Annotated in this window: 16 protein-coding genes; 9 read left to right on the forward strand and 7 right to left on the reverse strand. The window is 37.8% G+C overall.

Features of this window, described 5'->3' with window-relative positions:
- Positions 1-11 precede the first annotated feature (11 nt).
- Positions 12-4,598, forward strand: coding sequence for a cadherin domain-containing protein (locus MHI22_RS17085; protein ID WP_340812399.1), 4,587 nt, complete (start codon positions 12-14; stop codon positions 4,596-4,598).
- A 45-nt stretch (positions 4,599-4,643) separates the two neighbouring features.
- Here the strand turns inward: MHI22_RS17085 and MHI22_RS17090 are convergent, their stop codons facing one another.
- Entirely contained in the window at positions 4,644-5,339 is a 696-nt protein-coding gene (locus MHI22_RS17090) for a response regulator transcription factor (RefSeq protein WP_058843758.1), read from the reverse strand.
- 4 nt (positions 5,340-5,343) lie between these two features.
- On the reverse strand, positions 5,344-8,370 hold the full coding sequence (locus MHI22_RS17095) for an ATP-binding protein (protein ID WP_271912069.1): 3,027 nt from the start codon (positions 8,368-8,370) through the stop codon (positions 5,344-5,346).
- A gap of 249 nt (positions 8,371-8,619) precedes the next feature.
- Here MHI22_RS17095 and MHI22_RS17100 point away from each other — a divergent pair, with 249 nt between their 5' ends.
- Positions 8,620-9,435 carry a metallophosphoesterase gene (locus MHI22_RS17100; protein WP_058843756.1) on the forward strand — a complete coding sequence of 272 codons (816 nt, stop codon included), beginning with the start codon at positions 8,620-8,622 and terminating at the stop codon, positions 9,433-9,435.
- Between the two features lie 15 nt (positions 9,436-9,450).
- Here the strand turns inward: MHI22_RS17100 and tatC are convergent, their stop codons facing one another.
- The 4 genes from tatC to MHI22_RS17120 are packed head-to-tail and all read right to left on the reverse strand — an operon-like array spanning position 9,451 to position 13,013.
- Positions 9,451-10,296 (reverse strand): twin-arginine translocase subunit TatC, encoded by an 846-nt coding sequence (gene tatC, locus MHI22_RS17105; RefSeq protein ID WP_340812400.1) that lies wholly within the window; start codon positions 10,294-10,296, stop codon positions 9,451-9,453.
- 11 nt (positions 10,297-10,307) lie between these two features.
- On the reverse strand, positions 10,308-10,511 hold the full coding sequence (gene tatA / locus MHI22_RS17110; RefSeq protein WP_036125774.1) for a twin-arginine translocase TatA/TatE family subunit: 204 nt from the start codon (positions 10,509-10,511) through the stop codon (positions 10,308-10,310).
- A 29-nt stretch (positions 10,512-10,540) separates the two neighbouring features.
- The gene (locus MHI22_RS17115; RefSeq protein ID WP_340812401.1) at positions 10,541-12,253 is read right to left on the reverse strand and encodes a GMC family oxidoreductase; all 1,713 of its coding nucleotides are present in this window, start codon (positions 12,251-12,253) and stop codon (positions 10,541-10,543) included.
- A 13-nt stretch (positions 12,254-12,266) separates the two neighbouring features.
- Complete coding sequence (locus MHI22_RS17120) at positions 12,267-13,013, reverse strand: gluconate 2-dehydrogenase subunit 3 family protein (protein ID WP_058843752.1); 747 nt, start codon at positions 13,011-13,013, stop codon at positions 12,267-12,269.
- A 313-nt stretch (positions 13,014-13,326) separates the two neighbouring features.
- Between MHI22_RS17120 and MHI22_RS17125 the strand changes: the two genes are divergently transcribed.
- Positions 13,327-15,339 carry a methyl-accepting chemotaxis protein gene (locus tag MHI22_RS17125; RefSeq protein WP_340812402.1) on the forward strand — a complete coding sequence of 671 codons (2,013 nt, stop codon included), beginning with the start codon at positions 13,327-13,329 and terminating at the stop codon, positions 15,337-15,339.
- A 46-nt stretch (positions 15,340-15,385) separates the two neighbouring features.
- Here the strand turns inward: MHI22_RS17125 and MHI22_RS17130 are convergent, their stop codons facing one another.
- Positions 15,386-16,564: an alanyl-tRNA editing protein gene (locus MHI22_RS17130; protein WP_058843750.1), complete on the reverse strand. Its 1,179-nt coding sequence runs from the start codon at positions 16,562-16,564 to the stop codon at positions 15,386-15,388.
- A 157-nt stretch (positions 16,565-16,721) separates the two neighbouring features.
- On the opposite strand from MHI22_RS17130, the gene MHI22_RS17135 reads away from it, so the two are divergent.
- The 6 genes from MHI22_RS17135 to MHI22_RS17160 all read left to right on the forward strand — a co-directional run bounded on the left by MHI22_RS17135 (position 16,722) and on the right by MHI22_RS17160 (position 23,053).
- Entirely contained in the window at positions 16,722-17,009 is a 288-nt protein-coding gene (locus MHI22_RS17135; protein ID WP_058843749.1) for a DUF6509 family protein, read from the forward strand.
- A 225-nt stretch (positions 17,010-17,234) separates the two neighbouring features.
- Positions 17,235-18,380, forward strand: coding sequence for a VanZ family protein (locus MHI22_RS17140; RefSeq protein WP_058843748.1), 1,146 nt, complete (start codon positions 17,235-17,237; stop codon positions 18,378-18,380).
- Between the two features lie 13 nt (positions 18,381-18,393).
- Complete coding sequence (locus MHI22_RS17145) at positions 18,394-19,728, forward strand: FAD-dependent oxidoreductase (protein WP_058843747.1); 1,335 nt, start codon at positions 18,394-18,396, stop codon at positions 19,726-19,728.
- 14 nt (positions 19,729-19,742) lie between these two features.
- The gene (locus MHI22_RS17150) at positions 19,743-20,219 is read left to right on the forward strand and encodes a glutathione peroxidase (RefSeq protein ID WP_101966946.1); all 477 of its coding nucleotides are present in this window, start codon (positions 19,743-19,745) and stop codon (positions 20,217-20,219) included.
- A 211-nt stretch (positions 20,220-20,430) separates the two neighbouring features.
- The gene (locus tag MHI22_RS17155) at positions 20,431-21,198 is read left to right on the forward strand and encodes an ABC transporter ATP-binding protein (RefSeq protein ID WP_036125791.1); all 768 of its coding nucleotides are present in this window, start codon (positions 20,431-20,433) and stop codon (positions 21,196-21,198) included.
- Positions 21,185-23,053, forward strand: a complete 1,869-nt coding sequence (locus MHI22_RS17160; protein ID WP_340812403.1) for an ABC transporter permease — start codon at positions 21,185-21,187, stop codon at positions 23,051-23,053. Before MHI22_RS17155 ends, MHI22_RS17160 begins: the two co-directional genes overlap by 14 nt.
- The last annotated feature ends 2 nt before the right edge of the window (positions 23,054-23,055 follow it).

Here is a 23,055-nt window from a genome sequence, read left to right on the forward strand (position 1 = left end):
GAGGAGTGAGAATGGATTTAGTATCTTTTATAAAAACAGCAGTATATAAAATATTAATAATTTTAACCATTTTGGCAATGGTTTTCTCAACCTTAGGAATACAACCTGCAAGTGCTAGTTCTACAGTACCGCCGTTACTTCCAGTAGCACAGTTGAATGCACTAAACGATAGTAATGGCAACTTCGAAAAATATATTAACGAAGAGATTTATTTAGATGTTTCAAAGACTACTGATAATAAAACACGTGTAGCTGCTGTGAAATTTAATAATATTAATACAACTAAAAGCATTATTTCGGCTAACCTTATTTTAAATGTTACAAATGATAATGATAATATTAATGATATGCCAGTTTCCGATTTAGTAATAAGAGTTGGATCAAGTAACTGGAACGATGGTAGTTTTCCAAATAATTTAGATATACCTTCTGAAAAAGTATCGGTTTTGAAGGATACGTCAGGCGAGCCAATTAATGTATCAATTGATGTAAAAGAGTTATTGAAAAATCCCTCTGCAATTGATACACAACAGATTACATTTTTACTGAGCAGCGACGCTAAAAATATGGTAATTGTAAAATCAGAAAATCCAATTGCACCCGAATTGGGCCCATACTTAGAGATTACGTATGGTGATGTGCAAAATAGTGCACCTACCGACATAACATTAAGTTCGACTTCAGTAATAGAAAGTCAACCATCAGGAACCAAAGTAGGGACATTAAGTGCCGCTGACCCTGATGCAGTTTCCTCTTTTACGTATAGTCTAGTAGGAGGATCCGGGTCAACAGATAATAGTAGTTTTAGCATAGTAGGAAATGAACTACGAACGAATAGTTCATTTGATTATCAAGCAAAGAACAGCTATAGTGTTCGAATTCAGGTAATGGATAATGGAGGATTAACCTTTGAAAAAATATTCACCATTTCGGTGACAAAATTAAATGAGCGTCCAACTGATATTGTGCTGAGCTCGCTGACAGTAGCAGAAAATCAGCCAGTAGGAACGGTTGTTGGTACATTTAGCGCAACTGATCCAAATGTTGGAGAAACGTTTACTTACAGTTTAGTGGCTGGCACAGGAGCTACAGATAACAGTAGCTTTACCGTCGATGGGAATCAGCTAAAAACAGCAGGAATATTTGATTATGAAGCAAAGAATAATTACAGTGTGCGGATTCAAGTATCCGATAGTGCCAATAATTTATATGAAAAAGCATTCACTATAAATATTTCAGATGTCAATGAAGCTCCAACAGATATTTCATTAAGCCCAACATCAGTAGAAGAAAATCAACCATCAGGAACCAAAGTGGGTACATTAAGTGCCACTGATCCTGATGCAGTTTCCTCTTTTACGTATAGTTTAGTAGGTGGTGCTGGGTCAACAGATAATAGTGGCTTTAGTATAGCTGGGGATAAACTACAAACGAATAGTCCATTTGATTATGAAACAAAAAATAGCTACAGTGTACGGATTAGGGTGACAGATCAAGGCGACTTATCTTTTGAAAAAGTGTTTACTATTTCGGTGACAGATGTCAATGAAGTTCCGATTCCCACACTGGTATCAACCGTACCAGTTAACAATATGACAAATGCTTCTATTAATCCTACGCTAACGCTAAATTTTAGCAAGAGTGTGAGTGGTATTGCAGGAAAACATCTTCGTATCTATGATCAAGATAATAATTTAATAGAAACAATAGAAGCCACTGCAACAAATGTGACAGTGAATGGCAGTAACGTGTCAATTCAATTAACAAATAATTTAATAAAAGCAACAACTTATTATGTATTGATGGATGATGGAACTTTCGTTGATACATCCAATCAAGGTGTAGCTGGCATAACAGCAAAAAATATATGGAGTTTTACCACTTTACCTCCTAGTAATAATGCCTATTTAAGTAATTTAGTTATTTCACCAGGCAGTTTAAGTCCAAATTTTACAGATAGTATATTGGATTATCAGATCAACGTGGCTCATAATGTTGAAAATATTGGTATAATGCCAACAACTGCAAATAGTAGTGCAACTCTTACAGTAAATGGTTCCGCCATTGCAAGTGGGCTATTGATCACAATACCTCTAAATGTAGGCAGTAACACAATTACCATTGTTGTGACTGCTGAAAACGGAGTAGCAACCAAAACATATACCCTTACGGTGATAAGAGCATTACCTACTCTCGAACAAGTAGACAATGTTGCTTTAAGCCCTAGTGGTATTGCAACATGGACAGATATAACAGGCGAATCTTGCTATGCTGTGCAGCTCTTAAAAGATGGCTCTCCGATTGGTAGTATCGTTGACATATCAGCAGATACAACAACGCATAATTTCTTACCAGCAATGCGTGCAGCTGGAGTGGGGACATATACAGTAACCGTAACTGCCAAGGGAGACGGGCTAGTATATTTAGATGGAGTTCCGTCAAGCCATTCCAATACACAAACGGTTATTAAGCTAGCAAGCATTACAAATGGCTTGAGCTGGGATGGAAATATTGCAAAATGGCAGACTATTCCTAATGCGTTGAGCTATGATGTGCTTCTGTATAAGGAAGGAACGGCAGTTGGAACAGCAGCGAATGTATTAGCTGGAAATATCAATGAAGGTGTTGATTTTACTACCGCGTTCCAAACAAATAGCATAGGAAGCTATACTTTTACTGTTCAGCCAAAAGGTGATGAATTACTAATTTTAGATGGGGATCAAGGGGTATCATCATCAGCAAAAATTATAACACCTTTAACTTATACGGTTTTATACAATGGTAATGGTAGTACGGGTGGAACTGCACCCCAAGATAATGCAACATATAGTCAAAATGACAATATTATTGTAGCTGCAAATGGTGGGTACCTCGTTAAAATAGGGCACTCTTTTATAGGCTGGAATACAAAGGCGGATGGGACAGGAACTTCTTATTTGCCGAATGAGACGTTTAAAATGGCTAAAGAGAATGTCACACTTTTTGCACAATGGACAATTAATCATTATACTGTGAGCTTCGATGTAGCGGGAGGAAGTGTCGTTTCAAATCAGGTGGTGGCACATAGAGGAAAAGCAAGTCAGCCGACGCAAGTGCCAACGAAAGCTGGCTATACATTTGGTGGCTGGTATACGAGTAGTGCCTACACAACACCATATACTTTTGATAATGTAATTACAGCGAACACAGTGATCTATGCTAAATGGATTAGTAATAATACAGGTGGTGGCAATACTGATCCATCACCAAATCTTGAGCCAGGTTCAGCAATACCTTCAACCAAAGTAGAGGAAATTGTAATAGATGTTGAGTCTGGTGATGGAAACCTAGTTTCTAAAACAACAATAAAACGAACAAAAAATGTAGACAACACTATGAAGGATGAAGTGACATTAACAGCAGAGAGCGCAACAGAGACGATTAAAAAATTAAAGGAACAAGGAAATGATACAGCAAGGGTCATCATTCCAGACCAGAAGGATCAAGTAAATCAAGTTCATGTTTCCATACCAAATAATGTAGTGACACTTCTAAAAACTGGTGCAGTTCATCTTGAAATTGCCACAGATAACGTTAGAATTGAAGTGCCTAAAACTTCATTGGAAATATTTAATGATGACCTCTATTTCCGACTTGTTCCTATAAAAGAGCTAGATAAACAACTAGAGATCAAAGAACGAGCCAAAAGGGAAATCGTTGTTCAGCAATTGGTCGAAAGTGCAGTTGTTGAGTTGCTTGGTCGCCCGATGACAATTGAAACAAATATGCAAAACCGTCCTGTTATTTTAACATTGCCGTTGCCTACAGATTTAACAGATGAACAACTAGCTCATTTGGCAATCTTTATCGAGCATAGTGATGGCTCAAAAGAGGTTGTACGTGGGAAGGTTGTAGAATATCAAAAAGGAATAGCAGGCTTACAGTTTGAGGTAAATAAGTTCTCTACTTTCTCTATTCTCTATGTACCAGAAAAGGAAGATGTAAAGGAACCAACTACTGACGCTGTTACACATACACCTTATATTCAAGGCTATCCGGATGGTACCTTCCGTCCGAATGCCCCTGTTACAAGAGCACAAATGGCAAGTATGTTTGCTCGTCAATTAACAGGTAATGCAATTCCCCAAGCGAGGGCGACATATACAGATACAATACAACATGATGCAAAAGATGCAATAGAATTTGCGAAGGATGCAGGTTTATTTAAAGGCATTACTGAGACAAACTTCCATCCAGACGGCTTTATTACACGAGCACAAATGGCGACAGTAGCAGTTCGGTGGATGGAAAGGCATTGCGCAGACAGTCCAAATGTAGAATTTTGTAAATCTACCTCACAAGGTATGATTTTCAAAGATGTGAGCGTCAATCATTGGGCTGTTAAAGCAATTAATGCTGTCAATGGATTGGGCATTATGAACGGTATGACGGTGGATATATTTAATCCAGATGGTTATTTATCACGTGCTGAAGCGGTCAAAGTATTAAATGACTTGTTTGAGCGTCAAGTAACAACAGAGCTTCAAACGCCAATATTTAAAGATGTTCTGAGTAATCATTGGGCATTTAATGAGATTCAAGAAGCGGCAAAAAAATGAATGAAAAACACGACGAGTTTATTCCAATCGTCGTGTTTTTTGACTTTATTCAAAAAGGAACTGATAACCAGATCCTCTCACAGTAACAATTTTTGCTCGATGACCCGAGGCGAACTCCAGCTTTTTTCGTAAATTACTAATATGCACTTTCAATGCCTGTGTTTGTCCAATACTTTCCTCAGCCCAAATCAGCTTGTACAATTCAGTTGGATGGAAAATTTGCGCGGGGCGTTGTGCTAGAAAAAATAAAATTTGAAATTCCTTTGTTGATAATGTTAATGCTATATCTTCAATATAGACTCTTCTTGAATGAACATGAAAGTGAAAATTATCGATGATGCTAATATCCTCATCTTTCCTATCTAGTAATTGTATTTGCTTCCTTCGTAAAGCGATTCTTTCAATGGTTTTCAGTAAACGCATTTTTTCAATCGGTTTTAAAATATAGTCTACTGCTTGAACTGCAAACGCCTCAATAGCATAATGCTCGTAGGCAGTTATAAAGATAATATCCATTGATTGCGCTAATTCTTCTACTTTACTGGCAACCTCAATGCCATTCATATCAGCCATTTCAATATCTAAAAAAAGAATATCTGGCTTCAACCTAGGAATATGGTCTATAGCCTCTAGAGGACTTGTAAACTTGCCAATAATCTCAACTGTCTCATTGTCCTTTAACATAGCCTCTAATAAGTGGATTGCTAAGATTTCATCGTCCACAATAATCGATTTTAACATTCTTTCATCTCTTTTCATCCGGGATTAGTGGGAAATTTATTTGTACAGTTGTTCCTTCATCGACAACACTATCGATACGGAAGGTGGCATTCTCATATTTTTTTATACGTTTGGCAATATTTCGAATCCCAACGCTCTGATGAACTGAAGGTTCTTCTGATAAAATTTTGTCTAACATTTCTTGTGTCATGCCAATACCATTATCTCTAATCTGGATATTTATCATTTGCTGTTCTTTTGCTATTTTCATTGTCACTCGACCATTGTTTCGTTTGTTTTTTAAACCGTGAAAAAGAGCATTTTCAACTAAAGGCTGTAGTAGTAGAGGAGGAATCAATATATTGAATGGTTCCTCCATCTGAATTTCCCAATCGAGCTGCTCTGGATATCTCATTCGATGAATATTGACATAGGCCTGTATAAGCTGGAGTTCCTGATCTAAGGCAATTAAGCTATTAGTATTTTCGAATGAGAAGCTGCTTCTTAAAAATGCTGCAAAATCGGTAATCATTGTCCGTGCTTTATCTAAATCTAAATAACTGAGCGATAAAATCGAATTTAACACATTGTAAATAAAGTGAGGTTTAATCTGTGCTTGTAAAAAAGCTGTCTCCATTTTAATAGCTGTTTCAGCAGATTCTTTTAACAAAATAAGATTTCGAACTCTTGTCTTTAGTTCAGCCGTATCTAGTGGTTTATGTAGAAAATCATTCGCTCCGGATTGGAAAGCAGCAATCAAATCCTCGGGACGAATGGCGGCTGTAAGCATTAGTATTGGTAGCTCCGCAGAAGAATAGCTTTTTCTAATTTGCTGGCAAACCTCATAGCCAGACAACTTAGGCATCATAATATCTAAAATTAATAAATCGATAGCTGGATGCAGTGTTAATTGTTCAAAGACTTGCTGGCTATCGTCTACAGCAATGATAGAGTAATTTTCCTTTTCTAGAATATCGATTAATACTTTTAGGTTAATATGGTCATCATCAGCAATTAGAATTTTTTTCCCTACTTTATTTCCCGCAAAATGAGGAAAGGTTACTGGAGAATATTCTTTAGTTAGTATAATTTTATTCCTATGTTCCTTGTCTTGCTGCTCTTTCTTTATTGCTTCAATAGGTAGCTTAACGTAGAAAGTTGTTCCTTGACCTACAACTGAATGAACAGTAATTTCTCCACCATGCAACTGCACAAGTTCTTTTGTCACATTTAGGCCTAGACCTGCACCTCTACTTGCATCCTCTAACTGCCGAAATGGTTCAAAGATTGACTCTAAATGTTCTGGCGCAATACCCCGCCCGGTGTCACTTACTTCAATAACAAGGAATCTATGTTCTTCGTAGCATGAAATTTCAACTTTTCCTTGCTTGGTGTATTTAACAGCATTTTCAATTAGATTATAAAGAATTTGACGTAGCCTATCTTCGTCAGCTAATAGAAACTTACCTCGTTCAATATAATTATAAATTTTTACGTCTTTATTGCCGATGTACGACAATATTTCAACGATGACATGGGTTACAGAATATAGATCAACATTAGTAAGACGTAGTTTTAGTTCACCTTCTTTTATCTTTGAAAAATCTAATATATCATTAACAAGATGTGATAACTTTTCTGTGATATTAAAGATGAGCGATATTTTTTCTTTTTGTTCCATCGTTAATGTGGTGCTTTCCTGAGGCTCTAGCATGGACTGAGAAATAGCAATTACACCATGTAAGGGCGTACGAAATTCATGAGAAGTTTTTGCGAGAAACTCATCTTTTAATTTATCTACTCGCATTAAAGCACTTGTTATTCGTCCTTTCTCTAAATAAGAGTCAGTAAAACGATGGGAAATATAAAGAGAAAGCATCGTTAAACAAATAAAAGGAAGTAAAGGTGGTAATGAATAGATTTCTAGATTAATATTCAGATTTAAAGTAGCTACGACCATATAGATGAGAATAGCCATCGAACTAAGCGATAAATATATAGCTCCTACTGATCGTTTAAAGATAGCAATGATTTGAATATAAAGGATATAAAAGATATTCATAAAAATATAAATAGAGTACACAAATTGTAAGTATGAGCTAATGGATATGGGGAGCATAACCGTAGCTAATAATAAAACGCCAATTATACAAAGTATTTTTACAATTTTTTCATAAGCAAATTGTTGAAGGGCATAGTAAAAATACAACAGCATGAAGATACCTGTACCGATACTCGAAATAATTTGAATTCTTATCAGGAACTCATAGGTAACAGGGAGTAACGACATTAAAATTTTTTCACCATGGGAGACGCTATATAAACCGACCATGAAACAAAATAAGGAAAAATAAAGCTGTTCGATATCGAGTCTCGCATAGAGATAAGAACCAGCAAAATAAATAAACATTGTAAAAAAAGCAGCAATCGTTATCAAATCGTAAAAAAGAGAGCTTTCTCTTAATTTTCCAATACTTTCTTGATCTCCAATGAAAATTGAACCAATAATTCCTCCACCTGATGCATAATCAAAATTAGCCACATGTATAAGCAGCTCTAACTCGTTTTTATTAGGTTGAAAGTAAGCAACATAGGGTACATTCTTTTGTACATATATTGACTCTTCAGCAGGTACACCGCTTTGTCCAATACGCTTTTCATCAATATAAATGGCATTGGACATACGAATATTCCCTGTTTTGATACCTAAAATATCATCGGGATTATTGATTAAAATTTTTAATCGATAAGTACCACTGCCGAAAGTGGTGAAATTTTCTTTATTGAGCGTATACTTTGACCATTGTGACGGGACTTCTACTAAATAGGAATGATGGTTATCGAAATCGGAATAATTCAACAATTTATCGGGGACGAAATCCCATTCTCCATCTAAACTTACTGTATTGTGGTGCAAATCGTATTGTTTTAGGTCTATTACGCCAGCAACAGCTTTAGGAGCGTCGGTTCTTTCATGTTTGAGTAACTGTGACGCCACACCAATAATCACTACACTAATAATGACCATAGAAATAAGTATTAGCTTTCTCATTATGGTTCTCTCAATCTTGTTATATTTAAAGGAAATAATATGTAATTATACCTACAGTATAGCATGTGAAAGTAAACTAAGAATAGTTAAAATGTGAGTGAATGCCTATTGTGACGAGTCCATTTTAGATGGATTTTGTGCATTTTATTTATTTATAGTGCATATGCTTACAATCACTCTGTTTTTTGCTTATAATAAGGAAGTCAGAGTTTTCTCTGAACAAAGTAGCCGCAAAGTGAGCGATTGCGATTGAAAAAATTATTATATAGTGTATGCTTTGTTGTGTTTATAGTCATTTTTTTGTACGTAAACAATCACTGGCTAGTCGTAAGTAAGCATGTGTTCGAATCAGAAAAAGTGCCTGCCAGCTTTGAAGGGCTACGCATTGTACAGGTATCGGATTTACATGACGCCCTCTTTGGTGACAATCAGCAAAGACTGATTGCAAAGGTTAAGGATACAAATCCTGACTATATCTTTATCACAGGTGATGTGATAGATAGCAATCGCTACGATTTAAAGCAAAGTCTACAGGCAGTAAAAGGACTAGTTGAAATAGCGGATGTTTATTATGTACTGGGCAACCATGAAGTAGCGACGAATAAGGTTGATGAAATTTATGAGGCGCTGTCATCGTTAGGGGTACATATACTGGCCAATGAATCGACCGTACTAGAGCGCGACGGGGAGCGCTTGGCGATTGTTGGAATTGAGGATCCGTTAATGGGTAGATCCACGGCAGACATGCTAGACATAGCAACAGCTTATTTACCAAACGATATGTTTAAGCTGTTACTGGCACATCGACCTGAGGTGTTTAATACGTATGTAAAGTATCACATGGATTTAGTATTTTCGGGACATGCGCATGGTGGGCAAGTTCGTATTCCTGGACTTGGTGGACTTGTTGCGCCAGGACAGGGGCTGTTTCCAAAATATACAGCTGGTGTCTACGAAGCAGGATCGACTGAAATGGTGGTTAGTCGTGGGCTAGGAAATAGCTCAGTACCATATCGCATTTTTAATCTTCCGGAAATTATTGTGATGGAATTAAAGAAAAAATAAGCACTGCGTTAAATTTTACGCAGTGCTTTCAATTTGTTTACGTTCTGTACGTCTCACAAGATAGATACTAATTTCATACAAAATAATCATAGGTATTAATACGAGTAGCTGACTGATAAAATCGGGTGGCGTGATAACAGCAGAACCTACGCCCATTGCGATATAAGACCAGCCTCGTATTTTTTTCATGGATTCAGCAGTCAGTACACCAATGGCTGATAAAAAGAGAGCAACAATGGGTAACTCGAATAATAAACCGAGCGGTACGGTGGTCATGATTAAAAAATGCATATATTCACTAGCTGATACCATAACATCGAAATTGGTAGCTCCGATACTTACTAAGAAGGTATAGCTAAGTGGATTGACAACAAAGTAGCCAAAAGCTATTCCTATTAAAAAAAGAACTAGCATAATCGGTGCATAGAGACCTAAAAATCGACTTTCCTCTTCCTTTAAGCCAGGCTTTACAAAGCTCCACAGAAAATGAACGAGAAAAGGCATTGCAAGACCAAATGCTAAAGTAGTAGAAATAGTCATATAAAATTTAACAACCTCAAGCGGCCCTAAAATAACGAGAGAATGACCTCGAGTTATGAATGGAAACCAAATATTTATAGTCGAAAAGACTACAATAAAAAATAAAATGAAAATTGTTAGCCCTTTTATAATTTGCTTACGCAACTCAGAAAGATGTTCCAATAATGAGGTAACAGGTATCAGAGGTTCATCTGCTACATGATCTTCTTCAATTGCTACTACAGGTATTTCAGCTAAAGCCTCCATGGGTGATGGAAGCTCAGCTTGTGGTTTATCAAGGGGGCTTAAATATTTTCTTTTTCCGTCTTCATATGGATCCATAGGAACCCCTCCTACGAAGCATCAGATTTTTTTTCGACCTTTTTCTCGGAATCGTCCTCATCATCCATAAGCCCTTTAGTGGACTTTTTAAATTCTGCAAACGTTTTGCCAACTGCTCCGCCGATTTCTGGCAATTTCTTCGGACCAAATACAATTAATACAATGACCAAAATAATGATTAATCCAGGTACTCCAATTGCTCCAAGACCTCCCATAAGCCTTACCTCCTTTAAATATAAGTTTTTTACACTAAAGAACCGCCTGATTGACTATATTTAATAACTCCCTCTGCACAGCGATAAGCAAGTGCTCCTAATGTACCTGTTGGATTGTAGCCGCTATTGTGTGCAAAGTTGCCTGCACTTACCGCGAACAGATTATCAACATCCCAATGCTGTAGGTAATTATTCACGACACCTTGCTCTGGCGTTGAACTCATGACTGTCCCACCTGTGTTATGCGTTGTTTGGTAAGGTACGATATTGTAGTCGGTAATTTCAGCGTTAGGAACAATTGTTTTTGCACCCATCTCTTTCATAATGTCAGCTGCTCTTGCGGAAATATATTTATGAAGTGCCCGATCCTGCTCAGTAAAATTGTATGTTAATTGTATTAATGGCAAGCCATAAGCATCTTTATAGGTAGGGTCCAGTGATAAATAGTTTTGCTTATGTGGCATAGATGCTCCTTGCGCACCAATACCGAATGAGCGTGTATAGTAATAAATAGACTGCTTTTTAAATTCAGGTCCCCAAGTAGGCGTATCTGGTGGTGTTGGATTGGAACCGATTGGTCGAGTACCTGTCTGTGTAAGAGCAATATTTCCTCCGTGAATAAAATCTAAATCACTATGGTCAAAATTATCCCCATTGAAGTCGTCTATACACATGCCTAATGAACCTGCGCCCATAAATGTATTGTATTGTTCATCGAAGAACCCCGCAGCACCAGGTAAGATTTGATAGCAATAGTTTCTGCCAAGTGTGCCTTTACCAGTAGTAGGATCATATCGTTCACCGATGTCTGAGACCATTAACAGCTTGGCATTATTAAAGACATAGCTAGTCAATACAACCGCATTAGCAGGCTGAATAAATTCTTCTCCCGACACAGTATCGATATATCTTACACCAGTAGCCTTATTGCCCTGCTTTAAAATTTCGACAACATTGGAATTGAAGCGTAAATCAAAGTTTCCTGTCTTTAAAGCGGTAGGGACGACTGTAATTTCTGCAGAAGATTTTGCGCCATATTCACAGCCAAACCGTTCACAGAAACCACAATATTGACAAGCATTGATCGTTTCACCATCAGGATTTTTATAAACCTCGGATACGTTGGCAGATGGCACCATATAAGGTGTAAGCTTTAAGCTTTGTGCCGCTTTCTCAAACTGCGTAAGCATAGGTGTTTTTTTCATAGGTGGTGTAGGATAGGGATTTGAACGCTTGCCGCTAAATGGATTTTTATCATCACCTGAAATACCTGCTGTTTTTTCAAATTTATCGAAATAGGGCTCTAGTTGATCGTATGTTAAACCCCAATCCTGTATTAGATAATCTGGTCCAAGCTTGTTTGGTCCATAACGTTTATCTGTTAATGTTTTTATTTGAAAATCATAGGGTAAAAATCGATAAGTCATACCATTCCAGTGCGTCCCTGATCCTCCAAGACCCTCTCCAAGTAGGAAGGAGCCAAGCTGTCGCATTGGCAATGCCTTCATATTGCGATCATTTCGAAAGCTTACCGTTTCTTTAGATAAATTTTGCATCAAATCATATCGAATGGCATAACGGTATTCATCGTGAACATTTAAATAATCTTCGGTACCACGCTTTTGACCACGCTCTAAACCGACCACCTTTAAGCCGACTTTGGCACATTCAGCAGCAACGATACCGCCTGTCCAACCTACGCCAACTGTTACAACGTCTACACTAGGTAATGTTTTAGCCATTTTCTAACCCCCCTTAATGATTGCCTAATGGATTAGGCTCAATTTTTTGGAATTTCGCATCTTCTATTTGTGTAATATAAGCCATTTGGTGGCCAGGGAAGCCTTTCATGCGCCAGCCATCCATATTACGATTTCCGCCATACATAGGGTCAGAATAGGCACCCTCTAATGTAGCCGCACGCAGCAGTGTAAAGAAGAATGCGGATGTCACCCCAACCATTTCTATGTCACCCTTTTGAAAGGCTGTTAAAATTTCATCCATCTGTTTACCTTCTAAATCATTAAAGCTCTTTTGATAACGCTTTTGAGCTTCGTCCTCTAATTTTTGAATGCCCTGCCTGAAAATTTCTGCTCGTGTTAAACGACTTTGATAGCCTTGTGTAGGGGCACCTACGTCAAATGGAGCTTGCATATATTCTTTAGAGTTACTCCCATAATTTCCTGCCAGTTGATGATCGATAAAATAGGGAACATCTAAGCCTATAGCGCCGGGCCCTAAATCATCTTCTGGGAAGATACGCTCTGTAGCCTTTGATAAGATACTAAAATCTTTTTCATTTCTAAAAAACATCTTAGCCTTAGGCGAACCAGTAGCCTCATTCGTTTCATGCCCACCATGCTCCAGAGTGGAAGTCCCTTTACCTTGGATGTTGTAGCCTACTAGCCCTCCTATTAATCCACCACCGACTAATGTACCAGCAGCAATACCTGTTGTTTTCAAAAAGTCTCGACGAGAAACATTGTTTTTGTCTGAACTCATAGAAATCCTCCCCTCAAAATGTTTTAAACCGATCCTATTGTTAATAATCAGCAAAAATTGTGAATTATAATCAATTTTTATTGGAAAATGTTTTAATTTCATCCAATGTAGCGAGTATTCTGTCTTTCTATAGCAAACTATATCTATGAATTAAAAAATTTGTAGAAAATTGTTAGCACTATATAGATAGTGAAAATGGTATTATTATACATTTATTAATCATATTGGAAAACTTTTGTTGACTTCTACTTTTTGTGACTTTACTCTGAAGTTATGCATAAATATTCGAATAATATAGCTAAAAACGGAAGAAGTGAGAAAAAGGGATATGTGGATAAAAGGTATTGGTGGTAAATTAATTATTGCAATTATTGCTCTTGTTTTTGTAACTTGCGGCACACTTGGACTATCTACTTGGATCAATAGTACGAATGCAATGAATGAGCAAGTGGAATCCAATTTAGTATCTAGAGCAGAGGATGTTTCACAATACATAGAAGAACACTTCCAACTAACACTGGTAGAGGTAGAAGCAATCGCAGAGCAAGAGGCAGTTCGTAGTATGGACTTTGAAAAACAAAAACAATATTTGTCAAAACGCCTTGCTAATAATAAGAACTACTTAGGTTTTGGCATTATAAAAGCTGATGGGGTAGCCCATTATCTAGATGATACAACTGCTGAATTAGGCGATCGTGATTATGTAAAAGAAGGTTTTACTGGCAAGTCTGTCATGTCTGAAATAACGATTAGCCGTGTAACCGGCGAGCCGGTTATTTTAATTGTTTCACCAATTACTACAGCTACAGGTGAAAAAGCACTATTATTGGCTCGTATTGATGGTTATTATTTATCTAATATTGTCGAGGACATTAAGGTTGGAGACAGTGGCTATGCATTTATGCTGGATGCTCAAGGAACGATTATTGGACATAATAATCATTCCTATGTGAAGGAGCAAAATAATCCAATCGAAGAAGCGGAAGAAACAGGTGTTATGACGGGCAGGGCATTAGCTGCAAAAGAAATGATTACCAATGAAAGTGGCTATTTTTCGTTCGAAACAGAGGATGCTGGTACGAACTTAATGGGCTACCATACCCTTGATAATGGTTGGAAAATGGGGGTTATTGCATTAGAAAATGAGATGTTCTCAGGACTTTCTAAGCTTAAGACGAACTTTATTGTCACGACCATCATTGTTTCGATACTAGGACTATTCATCTCATTTGCTATTTCACGTTCGGTCAGTAGACCACTTCGTCATGTGCTTCGTATTAGTGAAGGCTTATCAGAAGGTGACTTTACACAGGAGATCCCTGAGAAGTATTTAAAGCGTATTGATGAGATGGGGACAATGGCGCGTGCATTAGATCGCATGATTGATAATATGCGAGAAATGGTAGCGAAAGTGAGTCAGGAAGCAACTGCAGTGAATGAAGCCTCGTGTGATTTAATGGGAGATGTCACTGCTGTGACAAAGCATTCTAAGCAAATAGCTAGTGCAATCAGTGAAGTAGACAGGGGGGCACAGAGTCAAACCGTGATGGCAGAAGAAAGTGCCTCTGCAATGGAACAAATGGCTATGGGTATACAAAATGTTGCCGAAGTAGCCTCAGCTATTGCCTGCAATACAGATTTTATTTCCCAGAAAATTAGTGAGAGCAATGAAGCTGTCCAGCAATCTATGCGCCGTATGAATGAGATTCAGGAGGGGACAACAGCTGAGCTAACAATTATTCACAAGCTAGAAAGAGAGTCAGAGGAAATTAGTTTAATTTCTAAAATGATTACAGATATTTCTGATCAAACAAATTTATTAGCATTGAATGCCTCCATCGAAGCAGCTCGTGCAGGAGAGGCAGGTAAAGGATTTGCTGTTGTAGCGGATGAAGTTCGCAAGCTTTCGGAGCAGACGGCAGAGTCAGCTACCAAAATTAATGTATTAATTGAAAGCGTTCAATCCTACACATTAGAGGTAGTAAAGGCGGCAGAATCGGGCGAAGTTCATGTTGAACGCGGATTAGCTTCTATTGAGGCAGTTGGTGAACGTTTTGAGGAAATGGTTCGAGCGGTAGGTGAGATAGCAGGTCAAATTGAAGAAATGAACGCTTCAGCTGAACAAATGTCTGCAAATACAGAGGAAGTTTCAGCATCTATGGAAGAAATGGCAGCAACCGCACATGCAGCAAGTGATTATGTGCATGAGGTAACAGATGCAACAACAGAACAGTTGAATACAGTAGAAACGATGAACGGTCAAACTGAAAAACTATCAGAAATGGCGAAACGGTTATATGGAGCCATTCAAAAATTTAAGTATTAAAAAGGAGGAGCTGTCTCATAATGACGGCTCCTTTTTCATAGTAGAATTAAGCTTTTTCCATAGCTAGCAGTAGTTCTTCTTTGGAAATCATACAATCGCCACCGCCTTGGACCATTTGGTCACTTCCGCCGCCCTTACCATTAATAAGAGGTAATGCCTTCGCGGCAATATCTTTCATGCTTTTGGTAACATTTTTACCTTTTGCTGCAACAAATTGTAGTTTGCCTTCATTTTCAGAAACTAGTAAGGTCATAGCATCTGACTGTTCAGAGACAATCAGACGAGCGATTTTTTGTAGCTCCTGCATTGTTCGTTGATGAAAAGCAGCCGTTACTACACCTTCACTATTAGCCACCAGTGCCTTTGCTTCGTAAGTTAGTAACTCCTCTTTCGCAGTAGCAAGTGCTTTCTCCGTAGTTTTTTGGACAGATAAAACTTTTGTAAGTGCTGTAGCAGCCTCAATCTCTGGAACACTTAATTGTCGAGCAACATCTGCTAATACTTTTTTCCGCATGGCAAGCTCGGCTAAAACACGTTGTCCACAGACAAAAGAAACGCGCACATTGCCTTTCATTTTTTCAGTGCTTAGTATTTTAATAGCACTGACCTGCCCTGTGGATGTTGGATGAGTGCCACCACAGCCGTTATAATCAAAATCAGGGATAATGACTAGTCGAATGTCCCCCGTCACAGCAACTTCTTTCCGAAGATTATAGTTAACAAGCTCATTTTCTGTAATCCATGTTGTTTGAATTGGACGATTTTCTAAAATGATGTCATTGGCTCTTGCTTCCGCCGCTGCAAGCTGCTGTTCAGTCAGCGTATCTACAGCAATATCAATTGTGACCTGCTCACTACCTAGGTGAAAGCTTACAGTCTGTGCATTAAAAAGCTCTATAAATGCCGCTGTTAAAATATGCTGTCCAGCATGCTGCTGCATATGATCGAACCGTCTTGACCAATTGATTTTGCCACGTACTACACCGTCTAAAGTTGATGGATCTCCTTGAATATAGTGACGAATTTCATCATCAACTTTTTCAACATCTATGACATCTACATTATTCAAAGTGCCTGTATCGTGAGGCTGTCCGCCACCAGTTGGATAGAATGCGGTATTGGATAGGACAACATAATGACGACCAGCTTCATCCATTCCTTTGCTTACAAGAGTAGCATTAAACTCGTGCAACATAACGTCTTGATAATATAATAGCTCTTTCATGAAAAAGCCTCCTTTTTATGTAGGGATTCTTAATTCTAAAACAGTTCCATTTTATTCTGGCATAATTACTTACACGTGTATACGGCTTTTCTAGTTGACCCATGCTGAAATTGATTTAATATAAAAAGGAACAGCTAAAGAAAAAGGAGCTAGAACAATGGAAATTACACAATTCACAATGGAAGAAATTTTAGACCCTACAAATATTATTGAGGGTAAGCGCTATGAATTTATTTTGGATGTAGAAATTGATGAAGAGGACGAATTATATCACGAAGCTGGCATTGAAATTCGTGTCCTCATCGGTGAAAAGGGCGAATCGCCATTTATTTTAAATTACTTCATTCTAGAAAAGGCTGAAGGTGAATACTTAGATTTTGCTTTAGAGGATGATGAACTAGAGGAAATTCTGACATTCTGTAAAGAAGAAATTGCTAAATTATAATAAATGGGAGCAGGTAGAGCGTATATTCTTTACCTGTTTTTTATTTTGTTGTAGTAGCTGCCACAGGACATGATATCTTTAGATTAACTACTCCTCGTACGTATCAGCCATATTTGATTGAATTAAGGATTATGTAAGCTTACTGAAATAAATATGTTGTATTGGAGAACTAAACTTAGTTTTAGTGTTCATAAAAACGGGCATTTTAAAGAGAGAGGTGCTTATATGTCAACTTACACAGATTCCATTTTAATAGCGTTTTTTATAACGATTATTTTATCATTTGTACTTTTTATTCCATGGCTTATTTATACGTATCGTAAATATGGATATTTATCTATGTCCAAAACCATTATTATGTTCTCATTTATTTTTTATTTTTTATCCGCACTATGTTTAGTATTACTGCCATTTCCATCTACAAGAGATACATGCTCACTCCAATCCGCAGACACTGTTCATACTAATTTGCGACTTTTTCAATTTGTTGAGGATATTTTAAAGGACAGCGGGGTTGTAGTAACAAATCCCTCTACATGGCTTGCTATAACGAAACAGCAGGCATTTTTCCAAGCATTCTTTAATTTCTTGCTACTGATGCCGTTTGGCGTTTACTTGCGATATTTTCTTAAAGAAAGAAGGTACTGGAAACGTGCATTTTTAATTAGCTTTTTGCTAACATTGTTTTATGAGGTCACACAAAGAACAGGTATTTACGGCATCTTTAATTGTGCCTACCGCATCTTTGATGTGGATGATTTATTACTGAACAGTGTAGGCGCGTTACTAGGATTCTTTTTAGCACCAATCATATGGGCACTATTTCCTTCGCATGAAGAGGTTGAGGCAAAAGCTGCTGAAATGGAAAAAATGGATATTGTTAAGCCCATCTCTATTTTGCTGGCACTCGTCATTGATTTATGTATCGCACAAATGATATGGATTATGGTTGGCGGTCTGACAGGGTATAGTGGTACATTCGAGTTCTTGGTGAACATGGTCTTGTACATGATCCTCTTTGGCGTGATCCCAAGTATGATGAATGGCGCAACGCTAGGTATGAAGATTATGCGTTTTACAATGGTCAACAAGAATGGCAAAAGTATTGTAAAGCAATCGTGGCGTCGCTGTATTGCTATTGTCGCTACGGCTAGTCTATTCGAAGCCATTTCAACGTTTGGTAGTATTCAATTAAATATGGATTCATCATTTTATGTTCTGCAAATTGTCATTTCTCTACTAGCCACAACAGCAGGTTTTGCACTTACAATGATTATAGCCATCCATATAATACGTGTCATCGTAAGTGGAGGAAAAAGACGTTTGTATATCGATCAATATGCAGATTTAATGGCAACAAGGAAAAAATAAGGGGGCTTGTAGAATGAAATACGTCATCATTGGGGGAGATGCTGCAGGTATGTCTGCAGCAATGGAAATCTATCGTAATGTGCCAGGGGCAGAAATAACTACTTTAGAACGTGGTTTTATTTATTCATATGGGCAATGTGGATTGCCTTATGTTGTAGATGGACGTATTTCATCAACCAAACGTTTAATTGCACGAGATGTCGAGACTTTTAGAGATAAGTATGGCATTGATGCAAGAGTTGGCTATGAGGTAGAAAATGTAGATATAGAGAAGAAATTTATTACGGGGACACAGGCGAGTGGTGAAGCATTTGAGATTCCCTATGATAAGCTTCTTATTGCTACGGGAGCTAGTCCAGTAGTACCTGTGCAAGAGGGGATTGAATTAGAAGGTATCCACACGGTAAAAACGATTCCTCAGTTGGAGGATTTACTGGCTGATTTAACGCCAGATATTGAACAGGTAACCATCATAGGTGGTGGCTATATTGGATTAGAAATGGCTGAAACGCTACACGCCTGCGGGAAAAAAGTAAGGCTAGTTCAACGAGGAAGCCATGTAGCACGAATTTTAGATGAAGAGCTTGCCCAACATGTTCATGAGGAAGCAAAAAAGAACGATGTGGAACTCTTATTAAATACAAGTGTGGAAGCATTTGAAGGGAGTAAACGGGTCGAGCGTGTCGTCACAGATAACAGTATTTTAGAAACAGATTTAGTGATTGTCGCTTCAGGCATTCAACCAAATACGCAGTTTTTAAAGAATACTGGAATAGCACTTGCGAAAAATGGAGCAATTATTGTGAATCGCCATTTAGAGACTTCTATTGAAAATATTTATGCAGCAGGAGATTGTGCAACCCATTTTAATATTGTGAAGGAGCGTTTAGATTACGTACCTTTAGGAACGACTGCTAATAAGCAAGGTCGTTTAGCAGGCCTTAATATGTCAGGCAAGTTTGCACCGTTTAGAGGAATCGTGGGAACTTCTATCTTAAAGTTTTTCAATTTAACCATTGCTACGACAGGCATCAATGAGCGTAAGGCGAAAGAGCTTGGCTTTGACTATGAGGCATTTAAACTATCTGCACGTCATATTGCTGGCTATTATCCAGGTGCACAACGTATGTATATTAAGGTGGTTGTTCGCAAGCGGGACCAGCTGCTATTAGGCGCACAAATCGTAGGTCCAGCAGGAGTTGATAAGCGTATCGATGTATTTGCTACGGCATTGTATAGTAAAATGACATTACCTGATTTACTAGATTTAGATTTAGCCTATGCACCACCGTTCAATGGTGTTTGGGACCCATTACAGCAGGTGGCACGAATGAATGGACGTTTATAATAGGAGGTAGAAAGATGAGCATTTATGATATTAACGTAACTTTAGAAGATGGTACTGTCTATAGCCTCGAACGTTATAAGGGAAAGCCTTTGCTAATTGTCAATACAGCCTCCAAATGTGGCTTTACACCGCAATTTGAAGAATTAGAAGGTCTTTATGAAAAATATCAGGAGGAAGGTCTTGTGGTACTTGGTTTCCCTTCAAATCAATTTAAACAAGAGCTAGCGACTGCTGAAGAAGCTGCATCACAGTGTCGTCTGACATATGGAGTGACTTTCCCGATGCATGAGATAGTTAAGGTAAATGGAAAAGAAGCACATCCTATTTTCGATTATCTAACTTCTCACTCCAAAGGATTTTTAGGCAGTAGCGTGAAGTGGAATTTTACAAAATTCCTTGTAAATCGCAATGGTGAGGTTGTAGGGCGCTACGCCTCAGCAGATAAGCCAAGTAGCTTTGAGGACGATATTCAAAAGGTTTTAGAACAATAGATTAAAATGGTTCATGCACAGTTATTTGTGTATGAATCTTTTTTTATGTCAATCAATTTTAAAAGTTGGGGAATACAAAAGGGAATGGCTTCGATAAAACGTATGAATTAATCGAAAACTAGCGATTGATTTAAGGTTGCTGTAAGCTTGCGACAAATTTGTTGTAAGTTTGAGGTCGTATACTAAAGTCAGAAAGAAGAGGTGAGCGTATATGACGCCATTATTAAAGGTACAAAACGTTGGAAAAACTTACGGCAAAGGCGCAAATACTTTTACAGCGCTATCGAATATATCATTTGAAGTAGAAAAAGGAGAGTTTGTTGGTGTAATGGGTCCTTCTGGAGCCGGGAAATCTACCCTTTTAAATGTATTAGCAACGATTGATACGCCAACGACTGGTGAAATAATTATTGGGAATACTAATTTAGCACGTATGAAGGATGCCGAATTAGCGGATTTTCGTCGCGATAATTTAGGATTTATTTTTCAAGATTATAATTTACTCGATTCTTTGACAGTGCGAGAAAATATTGTTTTACCACTAGCTATTGCGAAGATGCCAACAAAGGCTATCAACGCAAGGGTTGAGCGGATTGCTGCATTATTTGGTATAAGTGACTTGCTTGATAAATATCCTTATCAAATTTCAGGAGGACAAAAGCAGCGTACTGCGTCGTCACGAGCATTAGTGACAGAGCCAAAGCTAATCTTTGCGGATGAGCCTACAGGTGCACTTGATTCAAAATCTGCAACAGATTTACTAGAAAGCTTAAGCGATCTAAACCAATCTCAAGCCGCAACGATTATGATGGTTACCCATGATGCTTTTGCAGCTAGCTTCTGCCAGCGGATACTATTTATTCAAGATGGACAGCTTTCTAAGGAAATTCAACGTGGGACTCTAACAAGGAAGCAATTTTTCCAAGAGATCTTGCAGGTGCTGTCTAGCATCGGGGGTGGAGTAAATGACGTTATTTAGTTTAGCGCGCAAAAATATTCAACGCAATTTGTCGAATTACTTTTTATATATTGCCTCGATGGTATTTAGTATCGTTATTTACTTTACATTTGTGACGCTCAAATATAATGATGATCTTTCGGCCTTAAAACAATCATCACAACAAATAAAGGGATTGATGAGTGCATCGTCAGTAGTGCTATTATTCTTTATTGTCATCTTTATGGCCTATTCCAATTCATTTTTTATGAAGAAGCGGAAAAAGGAAGTAGCCCTCTATTCATTGCTAGGTGTGCGTAAGCAAAAAATTGGCTTAATGCTCTTTTTTGAGAATTTAGTTATAGGACTTGTTTCTCTAATACTTGGTATCATTCTAGGGTTCTTTATGTCACAAGGGCTGTTAATGATCTTAGTACGCTTAATGGGCTATGAAGTGGTTGGTAGTCTGACATTTTCGATGGAGGCATTAATTAATACGACTGGCATATTTACACTACTGTTTTTATTCACATCATTGCAAGGCTATCGTGTTATTTATCAATTTAAGCTAATTGATTTATTTCACGCTGACAAACAGGGTGAGCAAATTCCACGTGCCTCTTTATTAGCTGCTTTACTCGGTACTGTGCTAATTGCATTTGGATATTATACAGCTGCCTCTGATATGTTTACGAGTGAAATATGGAAATTCTTCACTATGTTAGGTACGCCATTAATGGTCATAGGTGTAACGATTGCAGGAACATATCTTTTATTCCATAGTGTGAGTGTTTTTGTGTTAACAGCATTAAAAAAAGCCACATCATGGTCATGGAAAGGCTTAAATTTAATCGGTGTTTCTCAGTTATTATATCGTATTCGAGCTAATGCTAAATCGCTGTCGATCATTGCAATTTTAAGTGCAACAACGATTACAGCAGGTGGCGGTGTCTTCGGCATGTATTACAATGCAGAAGCAAGTGTGCGTCAGATGCTGCCAAATACATTTATGTGGAAAGGCGAGACGGTAGAATTTTCTCAAGAAGATGTCTTATATAATGAAGCAGTGGCTGTGAAAAATTTACGTGTTGATAATGAATTCTCGTTTTTCGAATATACATTATTGAAGGAATCTGATTATAATCGTTTAGCGAAATTACAAGGTAAGGATGAAGAACTGCACATTGCAGATGGCTCTACAGTTTTACTTGATGCAGCCTATGATGAACGATTTTCACATGATTTTACGGGTGAGGACTTTAAGCTACAAAACGGAGATTCCTTCCATGTAGAGAAAATGTACAAGGAAAGCGTGCTAAACTTTATAGCAGCGGGAACAGTACTCGTTGTGAATGATCAGGAATTTGCGACTACAAATGCCGAAGAGCTCATCATGCAGGTTGTTGGATTGGACAATGATTTGAAACAACAGAACGTTTCACAAGATATTTATAAACAATTACCTACTGAACAACAAGAAACTTTCTCTAGTGTTCCACAAAGCTATGAGGATGGTTTAGCAACAGTTGGTGCACTATTGTTTGTGGGAAGCTTCTTAGGTCTCGTTTTCCTAGCGGCAACAGGCAGTATTATCTATTTCAAAATTTTAACGGAAGCTGAGGAAGATCAGGCGAAATACGCTATATTAAATAAAATTGGTGTGAATAGTAAGCAAATTTTAAAGACAGTTGCAGGACAGGTGGCTGTGATCTTTAGTGCTCCACTTATCGTCGGCATTGTGCATAGTGCTTTTGCGTTACTAGCATTTTCACAGCTATTTGGTATGAATATTACAAAGCCAGTTATGTTGTGGATTGTTGCATATTCAGCTATTTACTTTATTTATTATATCTTTACCGTGCGTTCGTTCTATAAAATAGTGAGACAGGGGAATTAAAT

Source organism: Lysinibacillus sp. FSL L8-0312 (assembly GCF_038003285.1).
GTDB lineage: Bacteria > Bacillota > Bacilli > Bacillales_A > Planococcaceae > Lysinibacillus > Lysinibacillus fusiformis_D.